This window comes from Ruegeria sp. AE3 (genome assembly GCF_056542225.1).
On the sequence record NZ_JBQFZL010000016.1, the window covers coordinates 1 to 26,119 of the forward strand.

Genomic DNA, 26,119 nt, shown 5'->3' on the forward strand with positions numbered 1-26,119 from the left:
CGCGCGCTTTCTCTTCCGGCGCGCCGTCAATCTGGTCATACGCCTTGAAGTCACCAAAATACTTGGTGATCGCTGCGGTCAGCGTCGTCTTACCATGGTCAACATGCCCAATCGTGCCGATGTTGACGTGCGGTTTTGTACGCTCAAACTTTTCCTTTGCCATGATGGCCTCCTTTTTCTGTAATGAAGGGAGCCCCGGAACGGCGCTCCCTCAAATCGTCGCTTATGCGTATTTCGCCTGGATCTCGTCCGAGATGTTTTGCGGAACCGGATCGTAGTGGTCGAACTGCATGGTGAACTGGGCACGGCCCGACGACATCGAACGCAGGGTGTTGATGTAGCCGAACATGTTCGCCAGCGGAACAAACGCGTCGATCGCGATTGCGTTGCCGCGGGATTCCTGACCCGACACCTGGCCCCGACGCGAAGTCAGGTCACCGATGATACCGCCGGTGTATTCTTCCGGGGTGATCACTTCGACCTTCATGATCGGTTCCAGCAGCTTCGCGCCAGCTTTGCGCATGCCTTCACGCATACACATACGGGCCGCGATTTCGAACGCCAGAACGCTCGAGTCTACGTCGTGGAACTTACCGTCCAGTAGGGCAACCTTGAAGTCGATTACCGGGAAGCCAGCCAGAGGGCCGCTGTCCATGACCGAGTTGATGCCTTTTTCAACACCGGGGATGTATTCCTTAGGAACGGCACCACCCACGATGCGGCTTTCGAACGAGTAACCTTCGCCTGCCTCGGTGGGCTGGATCTCCAGCTTGACTTCAGCGAACTGACCCGAACCACCCGACTGTTTCTTGTGGGTGTAGGTGTGTTCGACCGGCATCGAGATGGTTTCACGATAAGCCACCTGAGGCGCACCGATGTTGGCTTCGACCTTGAACTCGCGCTTGAGACGGTCCACCAGGATGTCCAGGTGAAGTTCGCCCATGCCCTTCATGATGGTCTGACCCGATTCCAGGTCGGTTTCCACGCGGAAGGACGGGTCTTCGGCGGCCAGACGGGCCAGACCCTGAGACATCTTTTCCTGGTCGCCCTTGGTTTTGGGCTCGACCGCGATCTCGATCACCGGATCGGGGAAGGTCATGGTTTCCAGAACCACCGGATCCTTCGGATCGCAGAGGGTGTCACCGGTGGTGGTGTCTTTCAGACCCGCCAGCGCGATGATGTCGCCTGCAAACGCTTCTTCGATCTCTTCCCGGTTGTTGGAGTGCATCATCATCATACGACCGATGCGCTCTTTCTTGCCTTTGGTCGAGTTCAGGATCGAGTCGCCCTTCTGCATGGTGCCCGAATAAACGCGGGTGAAGGTCAGCGAACCGACGAAGGGGTCGTTCATGATTTTGAACGCCAGACCCGAGAAGGCCATGTCGTCATCGGCACGACGTGCGATGTTACGAACTTCTTCCTCGTCGCCGGGTTTGAAGCCCATGTAATCAACAACGTCCAGCGGGCTGGGCAGGTAGTCGATCACAGCGTTGAGCAGCGGCTGAACGCCTTTGTTCTTGAACGCCGAGCCACCCAGAACCGGAACGAAATGCAGCGCCAGCGTACCTTTGCGCAGCAGTTTGCGCAGGGTCGGAACGTCGGGCTCTTCGCCTTCCAGATAGGCCATCATCGCGTCGTCGTCTTCTTCGACGGCCGCTTCGATCATCTTGCCGCGCCATTCGTCAGCCATGTCTTTCAGGCTGTCACGGATCGGAGCTTTGACCCAGCTTGCACCAAGGTCTTCGCCCTGCCACAGCCACTCTTCCATGGTGACGAGGTCAACCAGGCCTTCCAGCTCGGTTTCGGCACCGATCGGAATACCAACCGGAACAGCACGTGCGCCGGTGCGGTCTTCGATCATGCGAACGCAGTTGAAGAAGTCTGCGCCGATCTTGTCCATCTTGTTGACGAAAACCATACGCGGAACCTTGTAGCGGTCAGCCTGACGCCACACGGTTTCGGTCTGGGGTTCAACACCGGCGTTTGCGTCCAGAACGCAGACGGCACCGTCGAGAACCGCCAGCGAGCGTTCAACTTCGATGGTGAAGTCAACGTGGCCGGGGGTGTCGATGATGTTCAGGCGGTGCTTAGGCGTGTCAGCATTCTGACCGTCTTCGGTGCGTTCCCAGAAGGTGGTAGTTGCAGCCGAAGTGATGGTGATGCCGCGTTCCTGCTCCTGCTCCATCCAGTCCATGGTGGCTGCACCATCGTGCACCTCACCGATGTTGTGGGATTTACCAGTGTAATACAGGATACGCTCCGAGCAGGTGGTCTTACCTGCGTCGATGTGCGCCATGATACCGAAGTTACGGTATAGTTCGAGCGGATATTCGCGTGCCATTTGGATAAGCCTCTGGGATTACCAACGGTAATGGCTGAAGGCTTTGTTCGCCTCGGCCATCTTGTGGGTGTCTTCGCGCTTCTTCACGGCGGTACCGCGGGACTGTACAGCGTCCAGCAGCTCACCGGCGAGGCGTTCTTCCATGGTGTTTTCATTGCGGCCGCGCGCAGCGGTGATCAGCCAGCGGATGGCCAGTGCTTCGCGGCGCTCGGGGCGGACTTCGACCGGAACCTGATAGGTTGCACCACCAACCCGGCGCGAGCGAACCTCGACCGACGGTTTGATGTTGTCGAGTGCTTCGTGGAACACTTCGACGGGCGCGCGCTTGATCTTGCTTTCGACGCGGTCAAAGGCGTTGTAGACGATGCGCTCGGCGACCGACTTCTTGCCGTCGATCATCAGGTTGTTCATGAATTTGGTCAGAACCTTATCGCCAAACTTGGCGTCAGGCAGGACTTCGCGTTTTTCGGCGGCGTGACGACGTGACATATCAGCCTCTCCTTCTTACTTGGGACGCTTCGCGCCGTATTTCGAACGGCGTTGCTTACGGTCTTTGACGCCCTGAGTATCCAGAACACCGCGCAGGATGTGGTAACGCACACCGGGAAGGTCTTTCACACGGCCGCCACGGATCAGAACAACCGAGTGTTCCTGAAGGTTGTGGCTTTCACCGGGGATGTACGAGATGACCTCGAACCCGTTGGTCAGGCGCACTTTGGCAACCTTACGCATAGCCGAGTTCGGTTTCTTCGGTGTGGTGGTGTAAACACGTGTGCAGACGCCGCGTTTCTGCGGGCACTGCTCCAGGTGCATGGACTTCGAGCGTTTTACTTTGGGCTGCCGCGGTTTGCGGATCAGCTGTTGAATAGTTGGCATTCCGGTTTCTTCCCCGTTTGCAACACACATGACATGCACGCAACTGGCGTGCGGCTAACTTCGCTGCGCTGATGCGTCCACAAGCGCAAAACCCACGAGCGTTCCCATTCCGAGGTGAACGTCGCGGTTGTTTCTCAGAGGGCGCGAACTGCAAAATTGTCCGGGCCTTGACCAGCTCATTACTGGAATCGGCTATGGGGCGGCCCCCGGCACCGAGATGACGCGCGTAATAGGGGGAGTCGGCCCGAGTGTCAACAGCACGATACCGGTTGCCCGGCAATTGGCTGATCCGGGCCGTGCCGATATGGGTGCGCAGGCTCAACCGGGTTCATAAACCGTCCTGCACCAGAAGCGCCAATGTTGAGCTGAACCCGCAACCGGAGGCCGGGTTTCGCCTTCGGATAACCAGTGTTCAGAGCTTTGTCACGCAGGTTCACGCCGCTTCCCGACGCGCGCGTTCCCGGAACAGCGTAAACAGTCCGGCGGCCACGATCAGTGTCGCACCCAGCATGGTCAGGCCGTCGGGCCATTCATCGAATACGGCCCAGCCCAACCCCAGGGCCCAGATCAGGCTGGAATAGCGAAACGGCGCGATGAACCCGACATCGCCCTGACGCATGACCATGACGCTGAACAGATAGCCCATCAGGACGAACACGGCCGCCGCTGCAACCAAAGAACCCGCAGCGCCGGAAACCGGAACCCATCCTTCGAACACCGAAGCAATCGCGGCGGCCACCGTGATGGAAAGAGACGTCGCCAGTGTCACCACCATTGACGGAACTTGGGGCGACATGCGTCGCGTCACCAGATCGCGAACCGTGATCGAAGCCACTGCGATCAGCGCGTAGATGGAATACAGGCTGAAGCCGTCAGGACCGGGTCTGACGATCAGAACCATGCCGCCAAAACCAATGGCAATCGCCAATATGCGCCGCCAGCCGACCTGTTCGGAAAAGACCAGCGCCGCGCCCAGCGTCACGGTCAGGGGCAGCGCCTGCAGAATGGCCGTCACATTGGCAAGCGGCATGTTCTTGAGCGCTGTCAGGAAAAAGAAGGTGGCCGACAGTTCGGTCAGGCTGCGCAGCGCAACCAGCCACCGGTCGTGGTTTGAGAAATTGAGGTGCAGCGCCCCCAGATAGCGGGCAAGACCGTAGACAAGGAAAACGGCCAGTACGCCCCGCATGGCCACCAGTTGGAACAAAGGCAGTTCCCGAAGCGCGACCTTGACCAAAGTGTCGTTCAGGGTGAAGGCCGCCATGCTGCCCATCATCAGCAAGGCACCTTTGGTGTTTGGGTTCATGTCAGATATGGCCCTGCGCAGAGTGATCGGGCCATTGGCCCAATCGGACAGCCGCCTGTCAACGCATCAAATCAGATCAGCGCAAGAATTGCGCTCTGACGCGTGCGGAGCGTGTCGAAACCGCCCGCTGTGCCCGTATCAAAGACCGGAGACCCGACCGCCTCCGATACCTTCCACAGCCACCCCGGCGCTGAGCGTGTGCGTTGCAATCAACCCACCGGACATGTCCAGAACGCCAAGCTGGTTGCCGTTCTGAAGGGCGACATAAAGCTCGCGGCGTTTGGAGTTGATGCCAAGGCCAAAGCGTTCGATCTGCACCGCTGCGCCGACCGATGGATTGGTCGCGCGGATCGTCCTTAGAACCGTGCCGTTCAAATCCACCTCGGCGATCAGGCGATTGCGGATGAACAGTACATAAAGCGTGCCGGTCGTTTCATCAAAGGCCAGCCCGCCAATCGGCCCCTGTGGCTGGCTGAGGGTTATGTTGCGCACGAATTGGCCGTCGCGGGTCAGTTCCGCGATCATCACCCCGTTCGGATGGTCGAGGAACAGATGGCCGTCGCTGCCCCGAATGGCCAGCCCGCATTCCTTTATGGGGAACTCGTCAGGTGTGATGCCACCGCATCCGGCCGGAACCCGCTGTGCCGCAAAGGTACGCAGGACACGGCCATTTCGGTCAAGCTCCTGTAGCTGGGTACCGGGAAGATTGCGCAGAAAGATCCGCCTTCTCGGCTCATCATAAGCCAGCCCGACGATCGAGCCGGATATCGGGATCAGGCGCGTCGTGCCGTTCGGGATCACGATCTCACGCGATGGCTGGCCCGGCGGCATCCCCACATAGGCATAATCCGTGCAGGCGGCCATCAGGCCCAGACCGAAAACCGAAAATACGCGCGACAGCTTTGTGACAGCTCTCATCATCCACCCCCGTCACCTGTGTGAATTCAAGGCGGATGGTAGCACAGTTTAGCCTAAATCAGAAAAACCCTGCTGTTATTGTAGGTCTCATACGGCAAGCGCGATATGCCAGTGGTCTGGAACTGCCCTAAGCGTGGCGTGCGTTTCAACCCTGAAAAAAAAGGCCCCGCGAAATCGCGGGGCCTTCCTTAACTTGTCAATCGGGCGATTACTCGCGGCTTTCGGGTGTTTCCACCAGAACATCCAGCTCATCCCCGACCAGATCATCATCCATGATCGGCGCAGCCAGGGCAGCGGCCGCTTCGGCCTCTTCCCGGCGGGCTTCGATCACCACATTGTCGCGCGACTGCGCGATGTGGCGGACGGCCTGTGTGGCCCCACCTGTACCGGCAGGGATCAGGCGACCAACGATGACGTTCTCTTTCAAACCAACCAGCTTGTCCTTTTTGCCCTGCACGGACGCTTCGGTCAGTACGCGGGTGGTTTCCTGGAACGACGCGGCCGAGATGAACGAACGCGTTTGCAGCGAGGCCTTGGTGATCCCCAGAAGGATCGGCTCGCCCTGTGCCGGACGACCACCGCGAGCGATGGTCTTTTCGTTGGCTGCGTCGAACTCCTGCTTGTCGACATGTTCGCCTTTCAGCAGGGTGGTGTCGCCTGAATCCAGGATCTCCCACTTCTGCAGCATCTGGCGCACGATGACTTCGATGTGCTTGTCGTTGATCTTCACGCCTTGCAGACGATACACATCCTGCACTTCGTCGATCATGTAGTTCGCCAGCGCCTCGACACCCATGATGGACAGGATGTCATGCGGAGCCGGGTTACCGTCCATGATGTAGTCGCCCTTCTGTACGAAGTCGCCTTCGACAACAGGGATGTGCTTGCCCTTGGGTACCATGTACTCGATGGGCTCCAGTGACTCGTCAGCCGGTTCGATGGTGATGCGGCGCTTGTTCTTGTAGTCGCGGCCAAAGCGCACGTAACCATCGGCTTCTGCGATGATCGCGTGATCTTTCGGACGGCGGGCTTCGAACAGTTCGGCCACACGCGGCAGACCACCGGTGATGTCCTTGGTCTTGGCACCTTCACGCGGAATACGCGCAACAACGTCACCGGCTTCGATCTTCTGGCCATCTTCGACCGACAGGATCGCATCCACCGACATCGGATAGTGAACCGGGTTGCCCGCATCGTTGCGGACCGGTTCGCCATCGTCACCGACCAGAATGATCTCGGGCTTCAGGTCGCTGCCACGGGGGGCCGCGCGCCAGTCAATCACGATCTTCTGGGTCATGCCGGTTGCTTCGTCGGTCTCGTCACGGACGGCAAGGCCCGAAACCAGGTCGACGTATTTGGTGGTACCGGCTTTCTCGGCGATGATCGGCAGGGTGTAGGGATCCCATTCGAACAGCTTGTCGCCACGGGACACTTTCGCGCCTTCCTTGACGAACAGCTTGGAGCCGTAGCCCAGCTTGTGGTTGGCACGCTCTTCGCCGTGATCGTCCTTGATCACCAGCTTCATGTTCCGGCCCATGACGAGGCTTTCGCCTGCGGCATTCACCAGGATCTGCGGGTTCTCGAAGGATACGTTGCCGGCTTGGCTTGCTTCCTGGAACGACTGCTGACCACCTTGCGCAACACCGCCGATGTGGAAGGTCCGCATCGTCAGCTGTGTACCGGGTTCACCGATGGACTGGGCGGCGATGATGCCGACAGCCTCACCCGTGTTCACCATGGTACCGCGAGCAAGGTCACGACCGTAACAGGTGGCACAGACGCCTTCCTCGGACTCGCAGGTCAGAGGCGAGCGGATACGGGTCGACTGAACGCCAGCCTCATCGATGATGTCCGCCATCCGTTCGTCGATCAGCTGACCCGCGGCCACGAGCACCTCTTCCGTGCCCGGACGCAGGATGTCATCGGCAGCCACGCGGCCCAGAATACGCTCGGCCAGCGAGGCGACAACTTCACCGTCGTTGACCGCAGCTTCGGCCGTGATCGCGCGTTCAGTGCCGCAGTCGATCTCGCGAACGATGCAGTCCTGTGCCACGTCCACCAGACGACGGGTCAGGTAACCCGAGTTCGCGGTTTTCAGAGCGGTATCCGACAGACCTTTACGGGCACCGTGGGTCGAGTTGAAGTATTCAAGAACGGTCAGACCTTCCTTGAAGTTCGAGATGATCGGCGTCTCGATGATGTCACCGTTCGGCTTGGCCATCAGGCCCCGCATACCGCCCAGCTGTTTCATCTGAGTGACCGAGCCCCGCGCACCGGAGTGAGCCATCATGTAAACCGAGTTCGGCTCCATGTCCGACCCGTCTTCGGCCTTGGCGACGTTCGAGATGGTGCTCATCATCGCCTCGGTCACGCGGTCGTTACACTTCGACCAGGCATCGACAACCTTGTTGTACTTTTCGCCCTGAGTGATCAGGCCGTCCATGTACTGCTGTTCGAAATCTTTCACCTGATCGCGGGTGTCATCAACGATGCCCCACTTGTCATCAGGAATGACCATGTCGTCCTTGCCGAACGAGATGCCCGCCCTGAACGCTTCTTTGAAGCCCATCGACATGATCTGGTCACAGAAGATAACCGACTCTTTCTGACCGCAGTAGCGGTAGACGGTGTCGATCACCTGCTGCACTTCTTTCTTCCGCAGCAGGCGGTTGACCAGATCGAACGGCGCCTTGTTGTTCATCGGCAGCAGGGCCCCCAGACGCAGACGGCCCGGAGTGGTTTCATAGCGCTTCTGAACTTCGTTGCCTTCTTCGTCGATCTGCGTGATCCGCGCGGTGATTTTGGTGTGCAGATGCACCTCACCCGCGTCCAGCGCGTGCTGAACTTCGTCGATCGAACCAAAGACCTTGCCTTCGCCCGGCATGCCGGCACGTTCCAGCGACACATAGTACAGGCCCAGGATCATGTCCTGCGACGGAACGATAATCGGCGCGCCGTTTGCAGGCGACAGAACGTTGTTCGTCGACATCATCAGAACGCGGGCTTCCAGCTGTGCCTCAAGGCTCAGCGGGACGTGAACAGCCATCTGGTCGCCGTCGAAGTCGGCGTTGAAGGCCGAACAGACCAGCGGGTGCAGCTGAATGGCTTTGCCTTCGATCAGAACCGGTTCGAACGCCTGAATGCCAAGACGGTGCAGCGTCGGCGCACGGTTCAGCATGACAGGGTGTTCGCGGATCACCTCGTCGAGAATATCCCACACTTCGGGACGCTCTTTCTCGACCAGCTTCTTCGCCTGTTTCACGGTCGAAGACAGACCCTTGGCTTCAAGGCGCGAGTAGATGAACGGCTTGAACAGTTCCAGCGCCATCTTCTTGGGCAGGCCACACTGGTGCAGCTTAAGCTCCGGACCAGTCACGATGACCGAACGGCCCGAGAAGTCGACGCGTTTCCCCAGAAGGTTCTGACGGAAGCGGCCCTGCTTGCCTTTCAGCATGTCCGACAGCGATTTCAGCGGGCGCTTGTTGGCGCCGGTGATCACGCGGCCACGACGGCCGTTGTCAAACAGAGCGTCCACGGATTCCTGCAACATCCGCTTTTCGTTGCGGACGATGATGTCAGGCGCACGCAGTTCGATCAGACGCTTGAGGCGGTTGTTCCGGTTGATCACGCGACGATACAGATCGTTCAGATCCGAGGTCGCAAAGCGGCCACCATCCAGCGGAACCAGTGGGCGCAGTTCCGGCGGGATGACCGGGATCACGGTCATGACCATCCATTCAGGTCGGTTGCCCGACTCGAGGAAGGATTCAACAACCTTCAGACGCTTGATGATCTTCTTGGGCTTCAGTTCGCCTGTGGCTTCGGCCAGATCAGCGCGCAGCTGCTCGGCTTCGGCTTCCAGATCGATCTGGGCCAGCATCTCACGGATGGCTTCGGCACCGATATTGGCGGTGAACGCGTCCATGCCAAAGGCATCCTGCGCGTCCATGTACTCTTCTTCGGTCAGCATCTGGCCGTAGGTCAGGTCGGTCAGACCGGGCTCGATAACGACGTAGTTTTCAAAGTACAGAACGCGTTCCAGATCGCGCAGCGTCATGTCCAGCATCAGACCGATGCGGGACGGCAGCGATTTCAGGAACCAGATGTGTGCAACGGGCGCGGCCAGTTCGATGTGGCCCATACGCTCGCGGCGGACTTTTTGCAGGGTGACTTCCACGCCGCATTTTTCGCAGACAACGCCGCGATACTTCATCCGTTTATATTTGCCGCACAGACATTCGTAATCTTTGATCGGGCCAAAGATACGTGCACAGAACAGACCGTCACGTTCAGGCTTGAACGTCCGGTAGTTGATGGTTTCGGGTTTCTTGATCTCACCATAGGACCAAGACAGGATCCGTTCGGGCGACGCCAGCGAGACTTTGATTTCGTCAAAGACCTTCGGGGGCGTCAGCGGGTTGAACGGGTTGTTGGTGATTTCCTGGTTCATTTTGATACCTCAAATTTTGCGGAAGGGGGGACGGGAGGAAGGGCTGAGGCCCTTACTCCTCAACCTCCGCATCCAGGAGTTCCATATTCAGGCCGAGGCCGCGGACTTCTTTCACCAGAACGTTGAACGATTCCGGTACGCCCGCTTCAAAGTTATCCTCGCCCTTGACGATCGACTCATAGACCTTGGTCCGACCGGCGACGTCATCCGATTTCACCGTCAGCATCTCTTGTAGGGTGTAGGCGGCGCCATAAGCTTCCAGAGCCCAGACTTCCATCTCACCAAAGCGCTGACCACCGAACTGCGCCTTACCACCCAGCGGCTGCTGGGTCACCAGGCTGTAGGGCCCGGTCGAACGCGCGTGGATCTTGTCGTCCACAAGGTGGTGCAGTTTGAGCAGGTACTTGATGCCCACGGTGACCGGACGCGCAAATTGCTCGCCCGTACGACCGTCGAACAGGATCGACTGACCGCTCTGTGAGAAACCGGCACGCACCAGCGCGTCGTTGACGTCAGCCTCTTTGGCACCGTCAAAGACCGGGGTTGCGATCGGAACACCGCGGGTCACGTTGCCCGCTGCTTCGACCAGCGTCTCCTCGTCCATGCCGGTGATGCCTTCTTCGTAGACATCTTCGCCATAGGCCAGCTTCATCGCCTCGCGCACCGGGGTCAGGTCGCCGGACCGGCGGTACTCACCCAGAGCCTCATCGATGTTCAGGCCCAGACCGCGCGCGGCCCAACCCATGTGGGTTTCAAGGATCTGACCAACGTTCATACGCGAAGGCACACCCAGCGGGTTCAGACAGAAGTCGACCGGCGTACCATCGGCCAGGAACGGCATGTCTTCCATCGGAACAACCTTGGAAATCACACCCTTGTTCCCGTGACGACCGGCCATCTTGTCGCCCGGCTGCAACTTGCGCTTTACGGCAATGAAGACTTTGACCATCTTCATCACACCCGGCGGCAGGTCGTCGCCACGGCGGACCTTCTCGACCTTGTCTTCGAAACGGGCGTCCAGAGCGCGCTTTTGCACTTCGTACTGCTCGTTCAGGGCCTCGACGATCTGTGCGTCCTGCTCGTCTTCCAGAGCCAGCTGCCACCATTGACCACGGGTCAGGGTGTCCAGCAGCTCCTCGGTGATCACCGACCCTGCCTTGACACCTTTCGGGCCTTTGACCGCAGTTTTACCCAGGATCAGACCTTGCAGACGCGCATAGATGTTGCGGTCAAGGATCGCCAGCTCGTCGTCCCGGTCACGGGCCAGACGTTCGACTTCCTCACGCTCGATCTGCAGCGCACGCTCGTCTTTCTCGACGCCGTGACGGTTGAAGACGCGCACCTCGACGACCGTACCGTAATCGCCCGGCTTCACGCGCAGCGAGGTGTCGCGCACGTCAGATGCTTTTTCGCCAAAGATGGCGCGCAGCAGCTTTTCTTCCGGGGTCATCGGGCTTTCGCCCTTCGGAGTGATCTTGCCGACCAGAATATCGCCCGGCTCGACATCCGCACCGATGTAAACGATGCCCGCCTCGTCGAGGTTGCGCAGCGCTTCTTCACCGACGTTGGGGATGTCGCGGGTGATCTCTTCCGGGCCCAGCTTGGTGTCACGGGCGGCGACTTCGAATTCCTCGATATGGACCGAGGTAAAGACGTCATCACGCGCGATACGTTCTGAGATCAGGATCGAGTCTTCGTAGTTGTAGCCGTTCCACGGCATGAACGCGACGACCACGTTCTTGCCAAGGGCCAGTTCACCCATATCGGTCGACGGACCGTCGGCAATGACCTCGCCCTTCTGGACGGTGTCACCCACCTTTATCAGCGGACGCTGGTTGATGCAGGTGTTCTGGTTCGAACGCTGGAATTTGCGCAGACGATAGATGTCAACGCCAGCGTCGCCCAGTTCCAGATCCTCGGTGGCGCGGATAACGATACGCTGGGCATCGACCTGGTCGATGATACCGGCGCGTTTCGCCTGGATCGCAGCGCCCGAGTCGATCGCAACCTTTTCCTCGATGCCCGTCCCGACCAGCGGTGCCTCGGCCCGCAGCAGCGGAACCGCCTGACGTTGCATGTTCGAGCCCATCAGAGCGCGGTTGGCGTCGTCATTTTCAAGGAACGGGATCAGCGATGCAGCAACCGAGACCAGCTGCTTCGGCGACACGTCGATCAGGTCCACATTCTCGCGCGGGGCAAGGGTGTAGTCGCCTGCCTGACGGGTCGAAACCAGATCGTTGATGAACTTGCCGTTCTTGTCCAGTGTCGCGTTCGCCTGCGCCACGGTATGACGCATTTCCTCGGTCGCGGACATGTAGTGAACCTCATCAGTCACCTCGGCGTTCTTGACAACACGGTAAGGTGTTTCGATGAAGCCATACTTGTTCACGCGGGCAAAGGTGGCCAGCGAGTTGATCAGACCAATATTCGGGCCTTCCGGCGTTTCAATCGGGCACATCCGTCCATAGTGGGTCGGGTGCACGTCGCGTACCTCAAAGCCCGCACGTTCACGCGTCAGACCACCGGGGCCAAGCGCCGAGAGACGGCGTTTGTGGGTGACTTCCGACAGCGGGTTGGTCTGGTCCATGAACTGCGACAGCTGCGACGAGCCGAAGAATTCGCGCACAGCAGCAGCAGCCGGTTTCGCGTTGATCAGGTCCTGCGGCATGACGGTGTCGATCTCGACCGACGACATACGCTCTTTGATCGCGCGCTCCATACGCAGCAGACCGACGCGGTACTGGTTTTCCATTAGTTCGCCGACCGAACGCACACGACGGTTGCCGAGGTGGTCGATGTCGTCCACGTCGCCCTTGCCATCGCGCAGTTCGACCAGAGCCTTGACGCAGGCCACGATGTCTTCGCGGCGCAGGGTGCGCAGGGTATCCGGTGCGTCCAGTGCCAGGCGCATGTTCATCTTCACGCGACCAACAGCGGACAGGTCATACCGCTCGCTGTCGAAGAACAGGGTGTCGAACAGAGCCGACGCCGCTTCGACGGTGGGCGGCTCACCTGGACGCATGACGCGGTAGATATCCATGAGCGCGGTTTCACGGCCCATATTCTTATCTGCGGCCATGGTGTTGCGCATGTAGGGACCAACATTGACGTTGTCGATGTCGAGAACCGGGATATCGGTGATGCCCGCGTCGATCAGTTCCTTCGCGGTACCGCCGATCAGGTCGCCGTCCTTGTCATATTCCAGCGTCAGTTCGTCACCGGCTTCGACATAGATCGCGCCGTTTTCTTCGTTGATGATGTCCTTGGCGACAAACTTGCCAACGATGTGATCGAACGGAACCAGCAGTTCGGTGACGGTGCCCTCGTCGATCAGCTTTTTGACCGCGCGCGGGGTGACTTTCTTGCCTGCCTCGGCAATCACCTCACCTGATTTCGCGTCGATCAGGTCATAGGTCGGGCGGGTGCCGCGAACACGCTCGGGGAAGAACGGCGTGACCCAGCCCTTCTTCTTTTCCAGCTTGTAGGAAACGGTGTTGTAATACGCGTCCATGATCGCTTCCTGATCCATACCCAGCGCATAAAGCAGGGTTGTCACAGGCAGTTTGCGGCGGCGGTCGATACGGGCGAACACGATATCCTTGGCGTCGAACTCGAAGTCCAGCCAGCTGCCGCGATACGGGATGATGCGGCAGGCAAACAGCAGCTTGCCCGAGGAATGGGTTTTACCCTTGTCGTGATCAAAGAACACGCCGGGCGAACGGTGCATCTGGGAGACGATCACACGCTCGGTGCCGTTGACGACAAAGGTGCCATTCGGGGTCATCAGGGGCATATCGCCCATGAAGACATCCTGTTCCTTGATGTCTTTTACCGATTTCGCGCCGGTGTCCTCATCGACATCGAACACGATCAGGCGCAGGGTAACCTTCAGCGGTGCGCTGTAGGTCATGTCACGCTGCATGCACTCTTCGACGTCGTATTTGGGTTTTTCCAGATCGTATTTCACGAACTCCAGAACGGAGGTTTCGTTGAAATCCTTGATCGGGAAAACCGACTGGAACACGCCTTTGATGCCTTCGCCGTCTGTGGGCTGTTCTGCATCGCCGGAGCGCAGGAAAAGATCATAAGAAGATTTCTGTACCTCAATGAGGTTCGGCATCTCCAGCACTTCGCGGATTTTGCCGTAATATTTACGAAGACGTTTCTGGCCAAGGAACGTTTGAGCCATGTCAGATGTCACCTTTCGATGTTCTCAGCGGGCAAAGACACCGTCGGGCCCCGGCATCTTGCACAATCGAGACAACACGTCCGGATCAATTCGTGGCCACCGTCCCGAAGGCGGCCTCCCGATCCGAAAACCGTGTCTTAGAAAACTCCCCATTCTGTGAGGCCCTTTCTAAGACAGGTTCGGCTGGACCCGGATTTCTCCGGATCCAGCCAAAATTTTCGGCGCATCAGCGATGCGCCTGAGACCAGGCTTAGGCCAGCTCGACTTCGGCGCCAGCTGCTTCCAGCTTGGCTTTGACGTCTTCGGCTTCGTCTTTCGACACGCCTTCTTTGATCTTGCCGCCAGCTTCGACCAGTTCCTTGGCTTCTTTCAGGCCCAGACCGGTGATGCCGCGAACTTCTTTGATCACGTTGATTTTCGAAGCGCCGGCGTTCTTCAGAACGACGTCGAATTCGGTTTTTTCTTCCTCAGCTGCGCCACCGGCGTCGCCACCAGCTGCTGCGACCATTACGGCGCCGCCAGCTGCGGGCTCGATGCCGTATTCGTCTTTGAGGATGGTTTTCAGTTCTTGTGCTTCCAGCAGGGTCAGACCCACGATGCTTTCTGCGAGTGCTTTCAGATCAGCCATTTTATCAGCTCTTTCCGTTTACAATGTGTGTTCCAACGTCAGGGTAGGTACCCTACGCAGATCATTCAGTGCCAACCGCTTACGCAGCTTCCGCCTTCTCTTCGATGGTGGAAAGGATGCTTGCGATATTGCTTGCAGGTGCGCCAATCGCGCCGGCGATGTTCGAAGCAGGTGCGCCAATGCAGCCCACGATCGAAGCAATAAGCTCCTCGCGAGACGGCATTTTCGAAACGGCTTCAACGCCTTTGCGGTCCAGAGCGTTCTCGCCCATAGCACCGCCGAGGATTTCAAATTTCTTGTTATCCTTGGCGAAGTCCTCGGCCACCTTGGCTGCTGCCACGGGGTCCTCGGAATAGGTCAGAACGGTCATCCCTGTCAGCAGGTCGGCCATGCTTGCACACGGCTTACCCTCGAGGGCGATTTTGGCGAGCCTGTTCTTGGCAACACGCACGGAGCCACCCGCGTCACGGGCACGTGCGCGAAGGTCCTGCATCTCGGCAACTGTCAGACCGGCGTAGTGAGCAACCACTACGACGCCAGAGCTTTCGAAGATTTGGCCGAGTTCCTCGACCACTTTCTCTTTCTGGGCTCTATCCACAGTTCTCTCCAAGTTAGGGGTGAGATCTCACCCCGGCTCATATTTGCCGCGGCTTGCGCCCCGGCGTTCAGGTCCGTTGTTACGGGATTGGCCAAAATTCGCCCGAGGGTGGGACCCTCAGAATTCTTTGGTCTTACCCGTCTCAGGCAGGGAATTAAGGGGCCATATGGCACCACCCACCGTCTTGGACGAAACAAAATAAAGCGCACGACGAATCGCACGCTTTATTCCGCAGGTCTACTTAGGACAGATGGCCGGGGTTTCCAAGAGGTAAATTGTGATAAATCAAACGCAACAAGGGATGACCAAGACAACAAGATAAAGTGCGCTGACGAGCAATTGATTAGGTCGAATTACAGGGTTGAGCGCAAAATAGTTCGTGACATTGTTCCAACTTCAAGACTATAACCCGACAATTTTTCTCAGAAACAAGACGAAGCAGAAAAAATGTGTAGAATTGCCGCCTATTGCGGACCAAGTATTCCGCTTGAAAACATCGTCATCCGGCCCCAGCATTCATTGCTGGAGCAAAGCCAGCACGCGGCCGAGGCAAAGCTTGCCGTCAATGGCGATGGCTTCGGTATGGCATGGTACGCGGATCAGGATCGTCCCGGCCTGTACAGGGATGTCCTGCCCGCGTGGTCGGATGGTAACCTGGTCGATCTTTGCAGGATGATAAAATCCTCGCTGTTTTTGGCCCATGTCCGCGCGTCGACATTCGGCGAAGTGTCGCGCGCAAACTGCCACCCTTTTACATTTGGCAAATGGTCCTTCATGCACAATGGTCAGATCGGAGAGTTCGGGCGTTTGCGCAGACGGCTAGAATCCTCACTGCCGGACGAGCTTTATGCGGCGCGGCGCGGGTCGACGGATTCAGAGCTTCTGTTTCTGCTGCTGCTGGCCAACGGGCTGGATGATGCGCCGCAGGACGCTGTTGTCGCAACTCTGCGTCAGATCGATGCGCTTGACAGTCATCGGACGCAACCGGATCGCATGGCCGTCGCCTTTTCGGATGGACAGAGCCTGTATGCGTTTCGATATTCCAGCGACCAGCGCAGCCCGTCCCTGTATTTCGGGGAAGGGCTGGACCACGGCGGCAAGGTCATTGCATCCGAACCTCTGGACAAGGGCACAGGAAAATGGACGCCCATTGAAGACCGGAGTTTCTTTACCCTGACCGGCGAAACAGCCAGCCATACCGCGTTGCCGTTCAGCTAATCGAAAACGGGCGGTCCGATTGGACCGCCCGCAACATTGCTTTGGCGTGGATCAGGCTTATTCGCCCGAAGCTTCTGCCACATCAACGGTCACACCGGGGCCCATGGTCGAGCTCAGCGCGATTTTCTTCATGTAGGTGCCTTTGGCGCCCGACGGCTTGGCCCGGGCAACAGCCGAGACGAAGGCGCGAATGTTTTCGGCCAGCTTGGCGTCATCGAACGATGCTTTGCCAACGCCTGCGTGCACAACGCCGCCTTTTTCCGCCTTGAACTGAACTTCACCGCCTTTGGCTGCTTCCACGGCTGCTTTCACATCCATGGTCACGGTGCCAACCTTGGGGTTCGGCATCAGGTTACGGGGGCCCAGAACCTTACCCAGACGACCGACGATCGGCATCATGTCCGGGGTTGCAATGCAACGATCGAATTCGATGGTGCCGCCCTGAATGGTTTCCATCAGGTCTTCTGCGCCAACGATATCCGCGCCTGCTTCTTTCGCTTCGTCAGCCTTCGCGCCACGTGCGAACACAGCAACGCGCATGTCTTTGCCTGTGCCGTTCGGCAGGCCGACAACGCCGCGCACCATCTGGTCTGCGTGACGGGTGTCAACGCCCAGGTTCATTGCGATTTCAATGGTCTCGTCGAATTTCGAAGTTGCATTGGCTTTGACCAGAGCAACAGCTTCGTCCACCGACAGGTTTTCCTTGCCAGCGACGGCTTCGCGCGCAGCGCGGGTACGTTTACCGAGTTTTGCCATCTTACTTCACCTCGATGCCCATGGAGCGGGCCGAGCCCAGGATGATCTGCATTGCGCCTTCGATGTCGTTGGCGTTCAGATCTTTCATTTTGGCTTCGGCGATTTCACGAACCTGCTTCGAGGTCACGGTTGCGATCGTTTCACGACCGGGATTCTCCGCTCCACGAGGGCGGTTCCGCTTGCCAACCGGCTTCAGACCAGCTGCTTTTTTCAGGTAATAAGACGCCGGCGGCGTCTTGATGTCCATGGTGAAGGACTTGTCCTGATAGTAGGTGATCACGGTCGGGCACGGCGCGCCGGGCTCCATATCTGCGGTCTTGGCGTTGAACGCCTTGCAGAATTCCATGATGTTGATGCCGCGCTGACCCAGCGCCGGACCAACCGGCGGCGACGGGTTCGCCTGACCTGCAGGAACCTGCAGTTTCATTGTACCAGCAAGCTTCTTGGCCATTTGGTTTTCCTTTCAACTAAGGTGAAACGCGTCTCACCCGGATTATGTTGCGTGGTCCGGCCCGGGATCGCGATCCCGGTAACCTCCCACGAGAGAATCTCGCCCGAAGACGATGGGGCGGCGTTTACAGGGGATCATGGGGGTTGGCAAGTGGCCCGCCATTCAATTCGGGATCACCGAATCGAGTTTCAAATCGATAAACACCGGCGTCGACGCGCCATGGCGGGAAATTGCTGGTCATTCCGGTCAAACCCAGGAAATCCCAGGTGGCCTGTAAAACGAGGTTTCGCGCTGTATTAAGGGTTTATTTTGCTTGAAAAAACCGGAGCGAACCCGGCGCCCGACCGACAGACTGCTGTGGCTTCGTTCCTTGCGCCGCATAAATAACCGCGCCATGCTGTGGCTGTGCTATAATCGGGGAAAACAAATTTGTTCGGAGGTTCGTCATGATTATTCGTTTATTAACTATGCTTGTCGCCGCACTGTCTTTTGCGGCGTCCGTTCCCCAGACCGCACGGGCCGATGCGGGCGACTTCATCGGCGGCGCTGTCGTTGGCGGGGTCGTCGGATACGCGATCGGCAAGGACCAGCAAAAGAAAAAGTCCCGGTCTTCAAGCCAGACCTACCGGTCAGGCATTCCGTCCACCTCGCAAGGGGCGCAGACACAGACCGCGCTCAACTATTTCGGCTATAATGCCGGGCGTGTCGATGGGCAGGTCGGGCATGGGACCCGGTCGGCGATCGAACGCTATCAGGTGTCCATGGGCTATCCTGTGAATGGCTATGACTTCCAGCCCTATCAGTATGACTTTCTGATGCAGGCCTATTACTGGGCGACAAGCGGTGGGCAGGCGGCAACCCAGCTTTCGGGTCAACCGCTTTTGATGGCCTATCGGCAACAGGTGCAAACCGGCTCTGCCTTGGCGGCGGCGCCTCAGACCCAGGCCCCGGCCATCCCGGTTATCACGCCTCAACAGGCCGAACCCGCAACAAGCGCCGCTGAAGCTACGACAGCCAGCCTGCCGAGCCTGTTTTCCGGCGGTACCGGAGGCCCGTCGCTGGCCAATCGGTGCAGCGGGGTCATGCTGCAAACGTCGACCAATGGCGGCTATACGACCCTGTCGAACATGTCCGATCCTGACTTTGCGCTCAGCGAGCAATTCTGCCTTGCCCGCAGCTATGCGATGGCACAGGGTGAAGAACTGATGCAGGACATCCAGGGCCTTACACCCGATCAGGTCGCAGCCCAGTGCGCCGCCTATGGCGACATGCTGGCACCGCAAGTTGACGCGCTGTCTATCAACTCGAAATCAGAGGCTGAAACCCAGGTGCGCAAGCTTGCCTTGGATTCGGGTCTAAGCCCTGCTGATCTTGCCGCGACCAGCAAGGTCTGCCTTGCGATGGGATATCGTCAGGACAACATGGATACCGCGGTTGGCTCCGCGCTGATGCTGGTTGCCATGGGTGAACCCGCATACGGAGAACTGGTCGGTCACCACCTGCGCGAAGGCTTTGGTGTCCAGGCGCGCCGCGACCTTGCGATGCAGTGGTATGATGCAAGCCTTTCGGCGCTGGATTCCGGGTCGCAGGCGGTTTTCCTGCCATCCCAGACCGACCGCCCGCAGCTTTTGCGCGCAGCCATGGTTCAGTCGCAGTAAGCCCATTTGAAAACTGTATCGGCCCGTGTAGGGCTGAAACTGAAAACGCCGCGATGCTTTGACATCGCGGCGTTTCGAATTTCTCTGGCAGAACGCTTAGCTTTGCTTGGTGACCTGCGTGAAGTCCAGCTCGACCGGGGTTTCGCGGCCAAAAATCGACACCGAAACCTTCAGCTTTTGCGCTTCGTCGTCCACGCCTTCGACCATGCCGTCGAAATCCTCGAACGGGCCGTCGTTGACCTTGACCTTTTCGCCGATCTCGAAGGTGATCATCAGCTTGGGCGCTTCTTCGCCTTCCTGAACGCGGTTGAGGATCTGGTTCACCTCGGCGTCGCGCATCGGCATCGGGCGACCCTGCGGACCCAGAAAACCGGTGACGCGGTTGATCGAGTTGATCAGATGATAGCCCTGATCCGACATTTCCATATGCACCAACACGTAACCCGGCATAAAGCGGCGTTCGGTGGTGACCTTCTTGCCCCGGCGCACTTCGATCACCTCTTCGGTGGGCACCAGAACTTCGTCGATATCGTTCTCAAGGCCCTGTTCAGCCACCGACGTGCGGATCTGCTCTGCGATCTTCTTTTCGAAATTCGAAAGAACGCTGACCGAGTACCACCGTTTCGCCATGAACCTGTCGTCCTTGTTTGTCTTCGGGGCATCACATCTTGCGGACACACCCGTCATTTAAATCCTGTCACGTCATCCGGAATAAAAAGCGGCGCGTGACCCGAATCGCCACACGCCCATTCCGAATATGCGTCACCTACTCTGACATCGCGCGAGGTGCAAGGGGCAGTCGTATTTGCCCCCGCCTGAACCGGCTTAGCCGAAAGCGCCCAGAACCAGCTGAAGGCCGCCCCGGATACCCAGATCGACCAAAGCAAAAAACACAGCTGTCAGCGCCGCCATGATGAAGACCATGACCGTGGTCAACAGCACTTCGCGCCGGGTCGGCCAGACGACCTTGGAAACTTCGGCACGGACTTGCTGAATGAACTGGATCGGGTTGGTGGTGGCCATTTGGCGTGTTCTCTCTGCTTGCGGATGGGCCGGACATAGCCGGGCATTGCGGCAATTTCAAGGGCGCTTGGATGAACTCTGCGCATATCGGGCGATTGGTCAGGGTTTGGGTTTGTCGTCCCACTCGTCACTCAGGATGCGGCGCGCGTCGCCATCGGGGTCTTCGTACTGATTGGAACGAACGGTATAGATAAAGGCGACCAGACCAACGCCCCCCAGAAACAGGGATATCGGGATCAGATAGGCAAGCACTTCCATCAGGGTTACCTCAGCCGCAATGCGTTCAGCGATACGGTAATTGACGAGGTCGACATCGCCAAGGCCGCGATCAGCGGTGTTGCCAGTCCGATCACGGCCAGCGGAACGGCAATCACGTTGTAAACGGTTGCGATCTGGAAGTTCTCGCGGATGCGACGGGTGGCCTTGATGGCCGTATCGCAGGCATCCGCAATGGGCAGAAGGTCATTGCCCAGAAGAACGATGTCCGAGGCAACCCGCGCCGCATCCAACGCCGAGGCCGGAGAGATCGACACATGTGCCGCCGCCAATGCAGCCGTGTCGTTCAGGCCGTCCCCCACCATCAGAACTTTGCGGCCCTGATCCCTGAGGTCCTGAATGCGCTGTGCCTTGTCCTGCGGCAAAGCCTCGGCGACCCAATCCGTTATTCCCAGCTTCTCGGCCAAAGATTGCACGGCGCCCTTCGAATCCCCCGAGATCAGCAGCACATGCTTGCCTGACGCCCGCAACGCTTCCACCGCCTCGGCCGCGCCTGGGCGCAACGCGTCCGAGAAGCGGAACGCCAAGGGCGCATCGTCGCCAATTGCAAGCCAGGCAGACGTTTCCGCGCCCTGCTGTGCGCCGAGCCATGCGGCCCGGCCCAAACGAACGCGTTGACCGCGGTATTCCCCTTGGGTGCCGTATCCCGGCACTTCGGTTATGTCCCGAACATTTGCAGGCTTGATCCCGGCCTGTCGCGCGGCTTTGGCCAATGACACGGACAAGGGATGCGCAGAGGCCTCGGTCAGGGCCAGCGCAACCTCGACCTGCGCGCGGGCGTGATCGCCAAGATTGACCAGTTCCGGCGCACCCGAGGTCAGCGTGCCCGTCTTGTCGAACACCACGGTGTCGGTCTCGGACAACCGTTCGAGCGCGGTTGCGTGCTTGATCAGCATACCCTTGCGGAACAACCGGCCCGAGGCAGCGGTGGTCACTGCCGGAACAGCCAGACCCAAGGCGCAGGGACAGGTGATGATCAGAACCGCCGCGGCGATGTTCAGAGCGGTGCGCAAATCGCCCGAATAGATGTACCACCCCACAAAGCTGAGCGCCGAAAGGATGTGGACACCGGGCGCATAAAGCTTGGCGGCCTTGTCGGCCAGCGAGGTATAGCGGGACCGCCCCGATTCAGCGATGGCCACCAGATCCGCCATCCGGTGCAGCGACGTATCCTGCCCCACTGCTGTGGCGCGCAGGGTCAGCGGACCTGTCAGGTTGACCTCGCCCGCGCTGACCAACTGGCCGGCTTCGGCAAACACCGGCAGGGTTTCCCCCGTCAACAGCGAACGGTCCAGTTCGGATTGGCCAGACACAATCTGACCGTCCACCGGCATTCGGCCACCGGGGCGCACAAGGATCAGATCACCAACCTTCAGATCGGCCACCGCAACTTCGGCCTCTAGCCCGTCCACGATGCGAATGGCGCGCGGCACTTCCAGAGCGGTAAGCTCTTCTGCCGCGGATCGGGCTGCGGCGCGGGTGCGGTAGTCCAGATATCGGCCCGCCAGCAGGAAGAATGTCAGGGTCAGCGCGGCATCGAAATAGGCATGCTCTCCGCTCAGTGCGGTCTCCCACAGGGATGTGACCAGCGCCAGCAGGATCGCCAGCGTGATCGGCACATCCATGTTCAGCCGCCGCACCCGCAGGGCGCTCCAAGCGTTGGCAAAGAACGGTTGCGCCGAAAAGGCAATGGCGGGCAGCGCGATTGCAGCGGAGATCCAGTGGAACATGTCACGCGTCGCGTCTGTTGCGCCGGACCAGACCGACACCGACAACAGCATCACGTTCATGGAAGCAAACCCGGCGACGGCCAGTCGCATCAGCAGGTCACGTCCCGCCTTGTCCGCCTGTGTTGCCGACAAAGCGCCGGGGTCAAGCTCGTGCGCTTCGAAACCTGCCCGTTCAAGCACCGGGATCAGATCGGCCGCTCGGGTTTCCGGCGCGGCTTTGATCATCGCCCGTTTCAGAGTCAGGTTGACCCGCGCGTCTTCGACACCGGGATGGGCGTTCAGTTCACGTTCGACCGTCGTGATACAGGCCGAGCAGTGGATGCCCGGCAAGGACAAGGCAATCTGCACATCTTCCGGAATCGGGCGCGCGGGTTCTGCTGGTGCTGCCAGACACCCCGGGCAGGCCGCCGTACCGGATGAAAGCTGCGCCGTCATCGGCTACCCTTTCACATACAGCGGAACGCGCTGCGAAAACTCGGCACCATTGCCGTCACGCGCGACCAGCCGGATATTCCAGTTGCCCTTGCCCAGCGTGGCCGGAGTGGCATAGGCCGCGCCATCAAAGGTGAAATCCGGTGCGAAATCGTCCCGCACATGGGTTGCGCGGCCAACCACCGCCTGCAATTCGCTGACCTGAACCGGCGCGCCGGTCGCGTCCGTAATATGCAGGATCAGAAGGCCACCTTTGGTTTCTGCCCGAACCGTCCAGCCCAATGCCTGCTGCTCTTTCAGGCGATCGTTGAACTCCTGGCTGGCAACGTAGGAATTCTTGACCTCCAGCCCCGGAAACGTCTTCACCGCATTATAAGCCAGCACGAGGTTCACCGCGATGATCACGCCAAAGGCACCGACAAACACCGCCAAAGCGTGCTTTCCGGTGAATTTACGTTCGGCCATGATCAGTTCCCCCGTCCGTTGAACGTGGTGTCTTTGTAAGCACGTTCGCCGCTGCTGAGGTCTTCGACCCAGATCCGCACTGGCGTCGCTTCTGCTGCCGCCGGACCGCTGTCACGGGATGCCACGATATATACACGGGTCAATTGTGCCGTATCCGCCGTGACATTCACAGTATCTATCTTGGTTCCCTCAATTTCCAATCGCATCGACGGATCGCCCGCCAGAGACAATTTGAACAGGCGGTCTTCACCGTGCTTGTTGCGCAGCCTGACGTCATAGGTGTTTCGAATGGTGCCATCCGACAGGGTGACAAAGGTCGGGTTGCGCACGGGTGCTACGGTCAGATCGATGTCAGAGCGAATGAACAGGGCGAACAGCAGCGCAACCCCCACCAGTGACCACAACGAGGTGTACAGGATCGTACGGGGCCGGAAGATGTGTTTCCAGACATTCTTGGGCGGTTGTCCCGAGCGTTCACGCGGCTCGTCGCTGAGCGCCATATAATCGATCAGCCCGCGCGGTTTGCCGATCTTGGCCATCATGTCGTCACACGCGTCGATACACAGGGCACAGGTGATACATTCAAGCTGCTGACCATCGCGGATATCGATTCCGACAGGGCAGACATTGACGCAGGCCATGCAGTCGATGCAATCCCCCAACTCGGAATCAGCTGTCCGCTTGCCTTTGCCGCGCGGCTCACCACGCCATTCGCGGTATCCCACGACCAGCGTGTCTTCATCCATCATCGCGGCCTGAATGCGCGGCCAAGGACACGCGTAGATACAAATCTGTTCGCGGGCGAACCCGCCGAAAAAGAAGGTCGTGCCAGTCAGAACCAGCATCGTCGTGTAAGCGACGGGATGCGCGTTGCCCGTCACAAGATCGCGGAGCAACGTCGGCGCATCCGCAAAATAAAACACCCAGGCACCGCCGGTGGCCAGGCCGATCAGGAACCAGGTCATCCATTTCGTCAACCGGAGCCGAGCCTTGCGGAAATCCAGCTTTTCCTGACGATGCAGGCGCAATCGGGCGTTTCTGTCACCTTCGATCCAGCGCTCGACCAGAATGAAAAGGTCAGTCCAGACCGTTTGCGGGCAGGCATACCCGCACCAGACCCGCCCCAGCGCAGATGTGAATAGAAACAGACCCAGCCCCGCCATGATCAGCAGGCCCGCCACGAAATAGAATTCGTGCGGCCAGATTTCGATCCAGAAGAAATAGAAGCGCCGGTTTGCCAAATCCAGCAGGACGGCCTGATCCGGCAAGCTGGGGCCGCGATCCCATCTGATCCAGGGCGTTACATAGTAAATGCCCAGTGTCACGATAAGGATGATCCATTTCAGGTTCCGAAATGGCCCAGAAACGCGCCTTGGAAAGATCGGTTCTCGTGCGGCGTATAGGCTGGGGGTGGGGTTGGAATCGCTCACAGGCTGGCTCCGGTACTGGCTCTTCTGAGTGTGTGTTCTTCCAGATCACGCGCATAGCAACTTTGACATGGGTCAAAACGCGCATCGTACAGACACCTTTTATCACATTTCCCGTGCCTGACGCCTCAACCACGTCACAAAAGTTCTGACAGCTGGTCTAAGTGGCGAATTTGGCGTCACAATATGGTATCCGCGCGTATCCGGCTCTGCATAAAGCTCAACGATGCGACCGGCCTTGATGTCAGGCTCGACGAAATGTCGCACCGTGACAGTGACCCCCTGCCCGGCCCGCAGACCGTCCAGTACCAGGTTTCCCGGCAGCTCGGTCCGGCCCGCACCGCGTTCAGGACCGGCACCATGTTCGGCCAGCCAGGTCGTCGCCTCGGTGGTGCCGATTTCCTCGAGCCAGGGCAGTTGGGCCAACTCGGTCGGCGTCCATGACGTCTTTTCACCCAGCAGTTTCGGAGCGGCGACGATGACCACCGGCGACTGCAACAGCATCTCTGATTGCACACCGGTCCAACCGCCGGGGCCGTACCGAATGGCAATGTCGATCCCACCCGGTCGCAGTTCAACAACTTCGGCAGTGGGATCGAGGATCAGGTTCACCTCGGGATGGGTTTCGCGAAAAGCCGGTAGACGCGGCATCAGCCAAGAGGCCGCAAAAGAGGATGTCAGCGACACGTGGACCGGGCGGTCCTGACCAGACCGCACCAAATCCCCCACTGCCGCCTCGATCGCGCCAAACCCAAGTTGCAGGGCTCGGGCCAGATGTTCACCATCGGCGGTTAGGGTCAGGGCCTTGCCTGTTCGATCAAGCAAGGCAGCACCCAGATGGTTCTCAAGTACGCGCAACTGCTGGCTAATCGCCGCATGGCTTACGTTCAACGCAGCACCAGCTTCGACGACATTGCGTTTTTCAGCAAATGCCGCAAACGCCCTCAGCGCGGCCAATGGGGGAAGCGACAACCAATTCATATGTAACCCTGACTTACACTATGGAATGGTATTTGAGTCGCATTCAGCACTTCAAAGGTCAATCTTTATTGCAGAGATACCCTTGCAGAGGAGACCAACCATGCTGACCGTTTTTGCCAGATCTTTCATGACCGCAACCCGGATCAATGCGCCGCATATTCGCGATGTGCCAAAACCGGGTCGCCACAAACGCCGTTGGCTGCCGGAAGGTCATTGGTGGATTAAAAACCCGCGCGAGGTGGATCCGAACAACTTTTGACGCAGGTAACAGTAAACCTGAATCTGGACCACAGGTTTAAGTGGCCTTATTGTGGGAAAAAAGCACCGGCTGTTCAGGAAACGCGCGAACAGATGGAACAGCCGGTGCCCCAGCCTTCGGGCGGCGAACCGCCCGAAGGT

General features: G+C 58.9%; 22 protein-coding genes. 3 read left to right on the forward strand and 19 right to left on the reverse strand.

Annotated elements, in window-relative coordinates:
• The 10 genes from ACR0NZ_RS18295 to rplJ form a co-directional block, all read right to left on the reverse strand.
• Nucleotides 1-163 (reverse strand): GTP-binding protein (locus ACR0NZ_RS18295; RefSeq protein ID WP_293573406.1); only part of this gene is annotated, 163 nt, incomplete at its 3' end.
• Between the two features lie 60 nt (nt 164-223).
• Nucleotides 224-2,341 (reverse strand): elongation factor G, encoded by a 2,118-nt coding sequence (fusA, locus tag ACR0NZ_RS18300; RefSeq protein ID WP_480474062.1) that lies wholly within the window; start codon nt 2,339-2,341, stop codon nt 224-226.
• A gap of 18 nt (nt 2,342-2,359) precedes the next feature.
• Entirely contained in the window at nt 2,360-2,830 is a 471-nt protein-coding gene (rpsG, locus tag ACR0NZ_RS18305; RefSeq protein WP_093964348.1) for a 30S ribosomal protein S7, read from the reverse strand.
• A gap of 15 nt (nt 2,831-2,845) precedes the next feature.
• Nucleotides 2,846-3,217, reverse strand: coding sequence for a 30S ribosomal protein S12 (rpsL, locus tag ACR0NZ_RS18310; protein WP_005621086.1), 372 nt, complete (start codon nt 3,215-3,217; stop codon nt 2,846-2,848).
• 433 nt (nt 3,218-3,650) lie between these two features.
• The gene (locus ACR0NZ_RS18315) at nt 3,651-4,520 is read right to left on the reverse strand and encodes a DMT family transporter (protein ID WP_480520910.1); all 870 of its coding nucleotides are present in this window, start codon (nt 4,518-4,520) and stop codon (nt 3,651-3,653) included.
• 138 nt (nt 4,521-4,658) lie between these two features.
• Complete coding sequence (locus ACR0NZ_RS18320; protein WP_209598267.1) at nt 4,659-5,438, reverse strand: SdiA-regulated/phytase-like domain-containing protein; 780 nt, start codon at nt 5,436-5,438, stop codon at nt 4,659-4,661.
• Nucleotides 5,439-5,646: 208 nt separating this feature from the next.
• Nucleotides 5,647-9,888, reverse strand: coding sequence for a DNA-directed RNA polymerase subunit beta' (rpoC, locus tag ACR0NZ_RS18325; RefSeq protein WP_480474064.1), 4,242 nt, complete (start codon nt 9,886-9,888; stop codon nt 5,647-5,649).
• Between the two features lie 52 nt (nt 9,889-9,940).
• Nucleotides 9,941-14,077: a DNA-directed RNA polymerase subunit beta gene (gene rpoB / locus ACR0NZ_RS18330; protein ID WP_480520912.1), complete on the reverse strand. Its 4,137-nt coding sequence runs from the start codon at nt 14,075-14,077 to the stop codon at nt 9,941-9,943.
• 250 nt (nt 14,078-14,327) lie between these two features.
• Nucleotides 14,328-14,705 (reverse strand): 50S ribosomal protein L7/L12, encoded by a 378-nt coding sequence (rplL, locus tag ACR0NZ_RS18335; protein WP_209507787.1) that lies wholly within the window; start codon nt 14,703-14,705, stop codon nt 14,328-14,330.
• Nucleotides 14,706-14,784: 79 nt separating this feature from the next.
• Nucleotides 14,785-15,303: a 50S ribosomal protein L10 gene (rplJ, locus tag ACR0NZ_RS18340; protein WP_209507785.1), complete on the reverse strand. Its 519-nt coding sequence runs from the start codon at nt 15,301-15,303 to the stop codon at nt 14,785-14,787.
• Between the two features lie 447 nt (nt 15,304-15,750).
• On the opposite strand from rplJ, the gene ACR0NZ_RS18345 reads away from it, so the two are divergent.
• Entirely contained in the window at nt 15,751-16,521 is a 771-nt protein-coding gene (locus ACR0NZ_RS18345; RefSeq protein ID WP_480520914.1) for a class II glutamine amidotransferase, read from the forward strand.
• Between the two features lie 57 nt (nt 16,522-16,578).
• On the opposite strand, the gene rplA is transcribed toward ACR0NZ_RS18345, so the two are convergent.
• Together rplA and rplK are read right to left on the reverse strand one after the other, a co-directional pair.
• The gene (gene rplA, locus ACR0NZ_RS18350) at nt 16,579-17,277 is read right to left on the reverse strand and encodes a 50S ribosomal protein L1 (RefSeq protein ID WP_480474068.1); all 699 of its coding nucleotides are present in this window, start codon (nt 17,275-17,277) and stop codon (nt 16,579-16,581) included.
• 1 nt (nt 17,278) lies between these two features.
• Nucleotides 17,279-17,728 (reverse strand): 50S ribosomal protein L11, encoded by a 450-nt coding sequence (rplK, locus tag ACR0NZ_RS18355; RefSeq protein ID WP_480474069.1) that lies wholly within the window; start codon nt 17,726-17,728, stop codon nt 17,279-17,281.
• A gap of 446 nt (nt 17,729-18,174) precedes the next feature.
• On the opposite strand from rplK, the gene ACR0NZ_RS18360 reads away from it, so the two are divergent.
• Nucleotides 18,175-19,386 carry a peptidoglycan-binding domain-containing protein gene (locus ACR0NZ_RS18360; RefSeq protein ID WP_480474070.1) on the forward strand — a complete coding sequence of 404 codons (1,212 nt, stop codon included), beginning with the start codon at nt 18,175-18,177 and terminating at the stop codon, nt 19,384-19,386.
• A gap of 96 nt (nt 19,387-19,482) precedes the next feature.
• Here the strand turns inward: ACR0NZ_RS18360 and nusG are convergent, their stop codons facing one another.
• The 7 genes from nusG to ACR0NZ_RS18395 form a co-directional block, all read right to left on the reverse strand.
• Entirely contained in the window at nt 19,483-20,016 is a 534-nt protein-coding gene (gene nusG, locus ACR0NZ_RS18365) for a transcription termination/antitermination protein NusG (RefSeq protein WP_209507773.1), read from the reverse strand.
• A gap of 195 nt (nt 20,017-20,211) precedes the next feature.
• Nucleotides 20,212-20,409 carry a preprotein translocase subunit SecE gene (gene secE, locus ACR0NZ_RS18370; RefSeq protein WP_480474071.1) on the reverse strand — a complete coding sequence of 66 codons (198 nt, stop codon included), beginning with the start codon at nt 20,407-20,409 and terminating at the stop codon, nt 20,212-20,214.
• A gap of 99 nt (nt 20,410-20,508) precedes the next feature.
• Nucleotides 20,509-20,667, reverse strand: coding sequence for a cbb3-type cytochrome oxidase assembly protein CcoS (ccoS, locus tag ACR0NZ_RS18375; RefSeq protein ID WP_209507770.1), 159 nt, complete (start codon nt 20,665-20,667; stop codon nt 20,509-20,511).
• 5 nt (nt 20,668-20,672) lie between these two features.
• The gene (locus tag ACR0NZ_RS18380) at nt 20,673-22,850 is read right to left on the reverse strand and encodes a heavy metal translocating P-type ATPase (protein WP_480474072.1); all 2,178 of its coding nucleotides are present in this window, start codon (nt 22,848-22,850) and stop codon (nt 20,673-20,675) included.
• Nucleotides 22,851-22,853: 3 nt separating this feature from the next.
• Nucleotides 22,854-23,312 (reverse strand): FixH family protein, encoded by a 459-nt coding sequence (locus ACR0NZ_RS18385; RefSeq protein WP_480520916.1) that lies wholly within the window; start codon nt 23,310-23,312, stop codon nt 22,854-22,856.
• 2 nt (nt 23,313-23,314) lie between these two features.
• Nucleotides 23,315-24,742 carry a cytochrome c oxidase accessory protein CcoG gene (ccoG, locus tag ACR0NZ_RS18390; RefSeq protein WP_480520918.1) on the reverse strand — a complete coding sequence of 476 codons (1,428 nt, stop codon included), beginning with the start codon at nt 24,740-24,742 and terminating at the stop codon, nt 23,315-23,317.
• Nucleotides 24,743-24,844: 102 nt separating this feature from the next.
• Nucleotides 24,845-25,720, reverse strand: coding sequence for a LysR family transcriptional regulator (locus ACR0NZ_RS18395; protein WP_480520920.1), 876 nt, complete (start codon nt 25,718-25,720; stop codon nt 24,845-24,847).
• Between the two features lie 100 nt (nt 25,721-25,820).
• Between ACR0NZ_RS18395 and ACR0NZ_RS18400 the strand changes: the two genes are divergently transcribed.
• Nucleotides 25,821-25,979, forward strand: coding sequence for a hypothetical protein (locus tag ACR0NZ_RS18400; protein WP_480474077.1), 159 nt, complete (start codon nt 25,821-25,823; stop codon nt 25,977-25,979).
• Nucleotides 25,980-26,119: the final 140 nt, after the last annotated feature.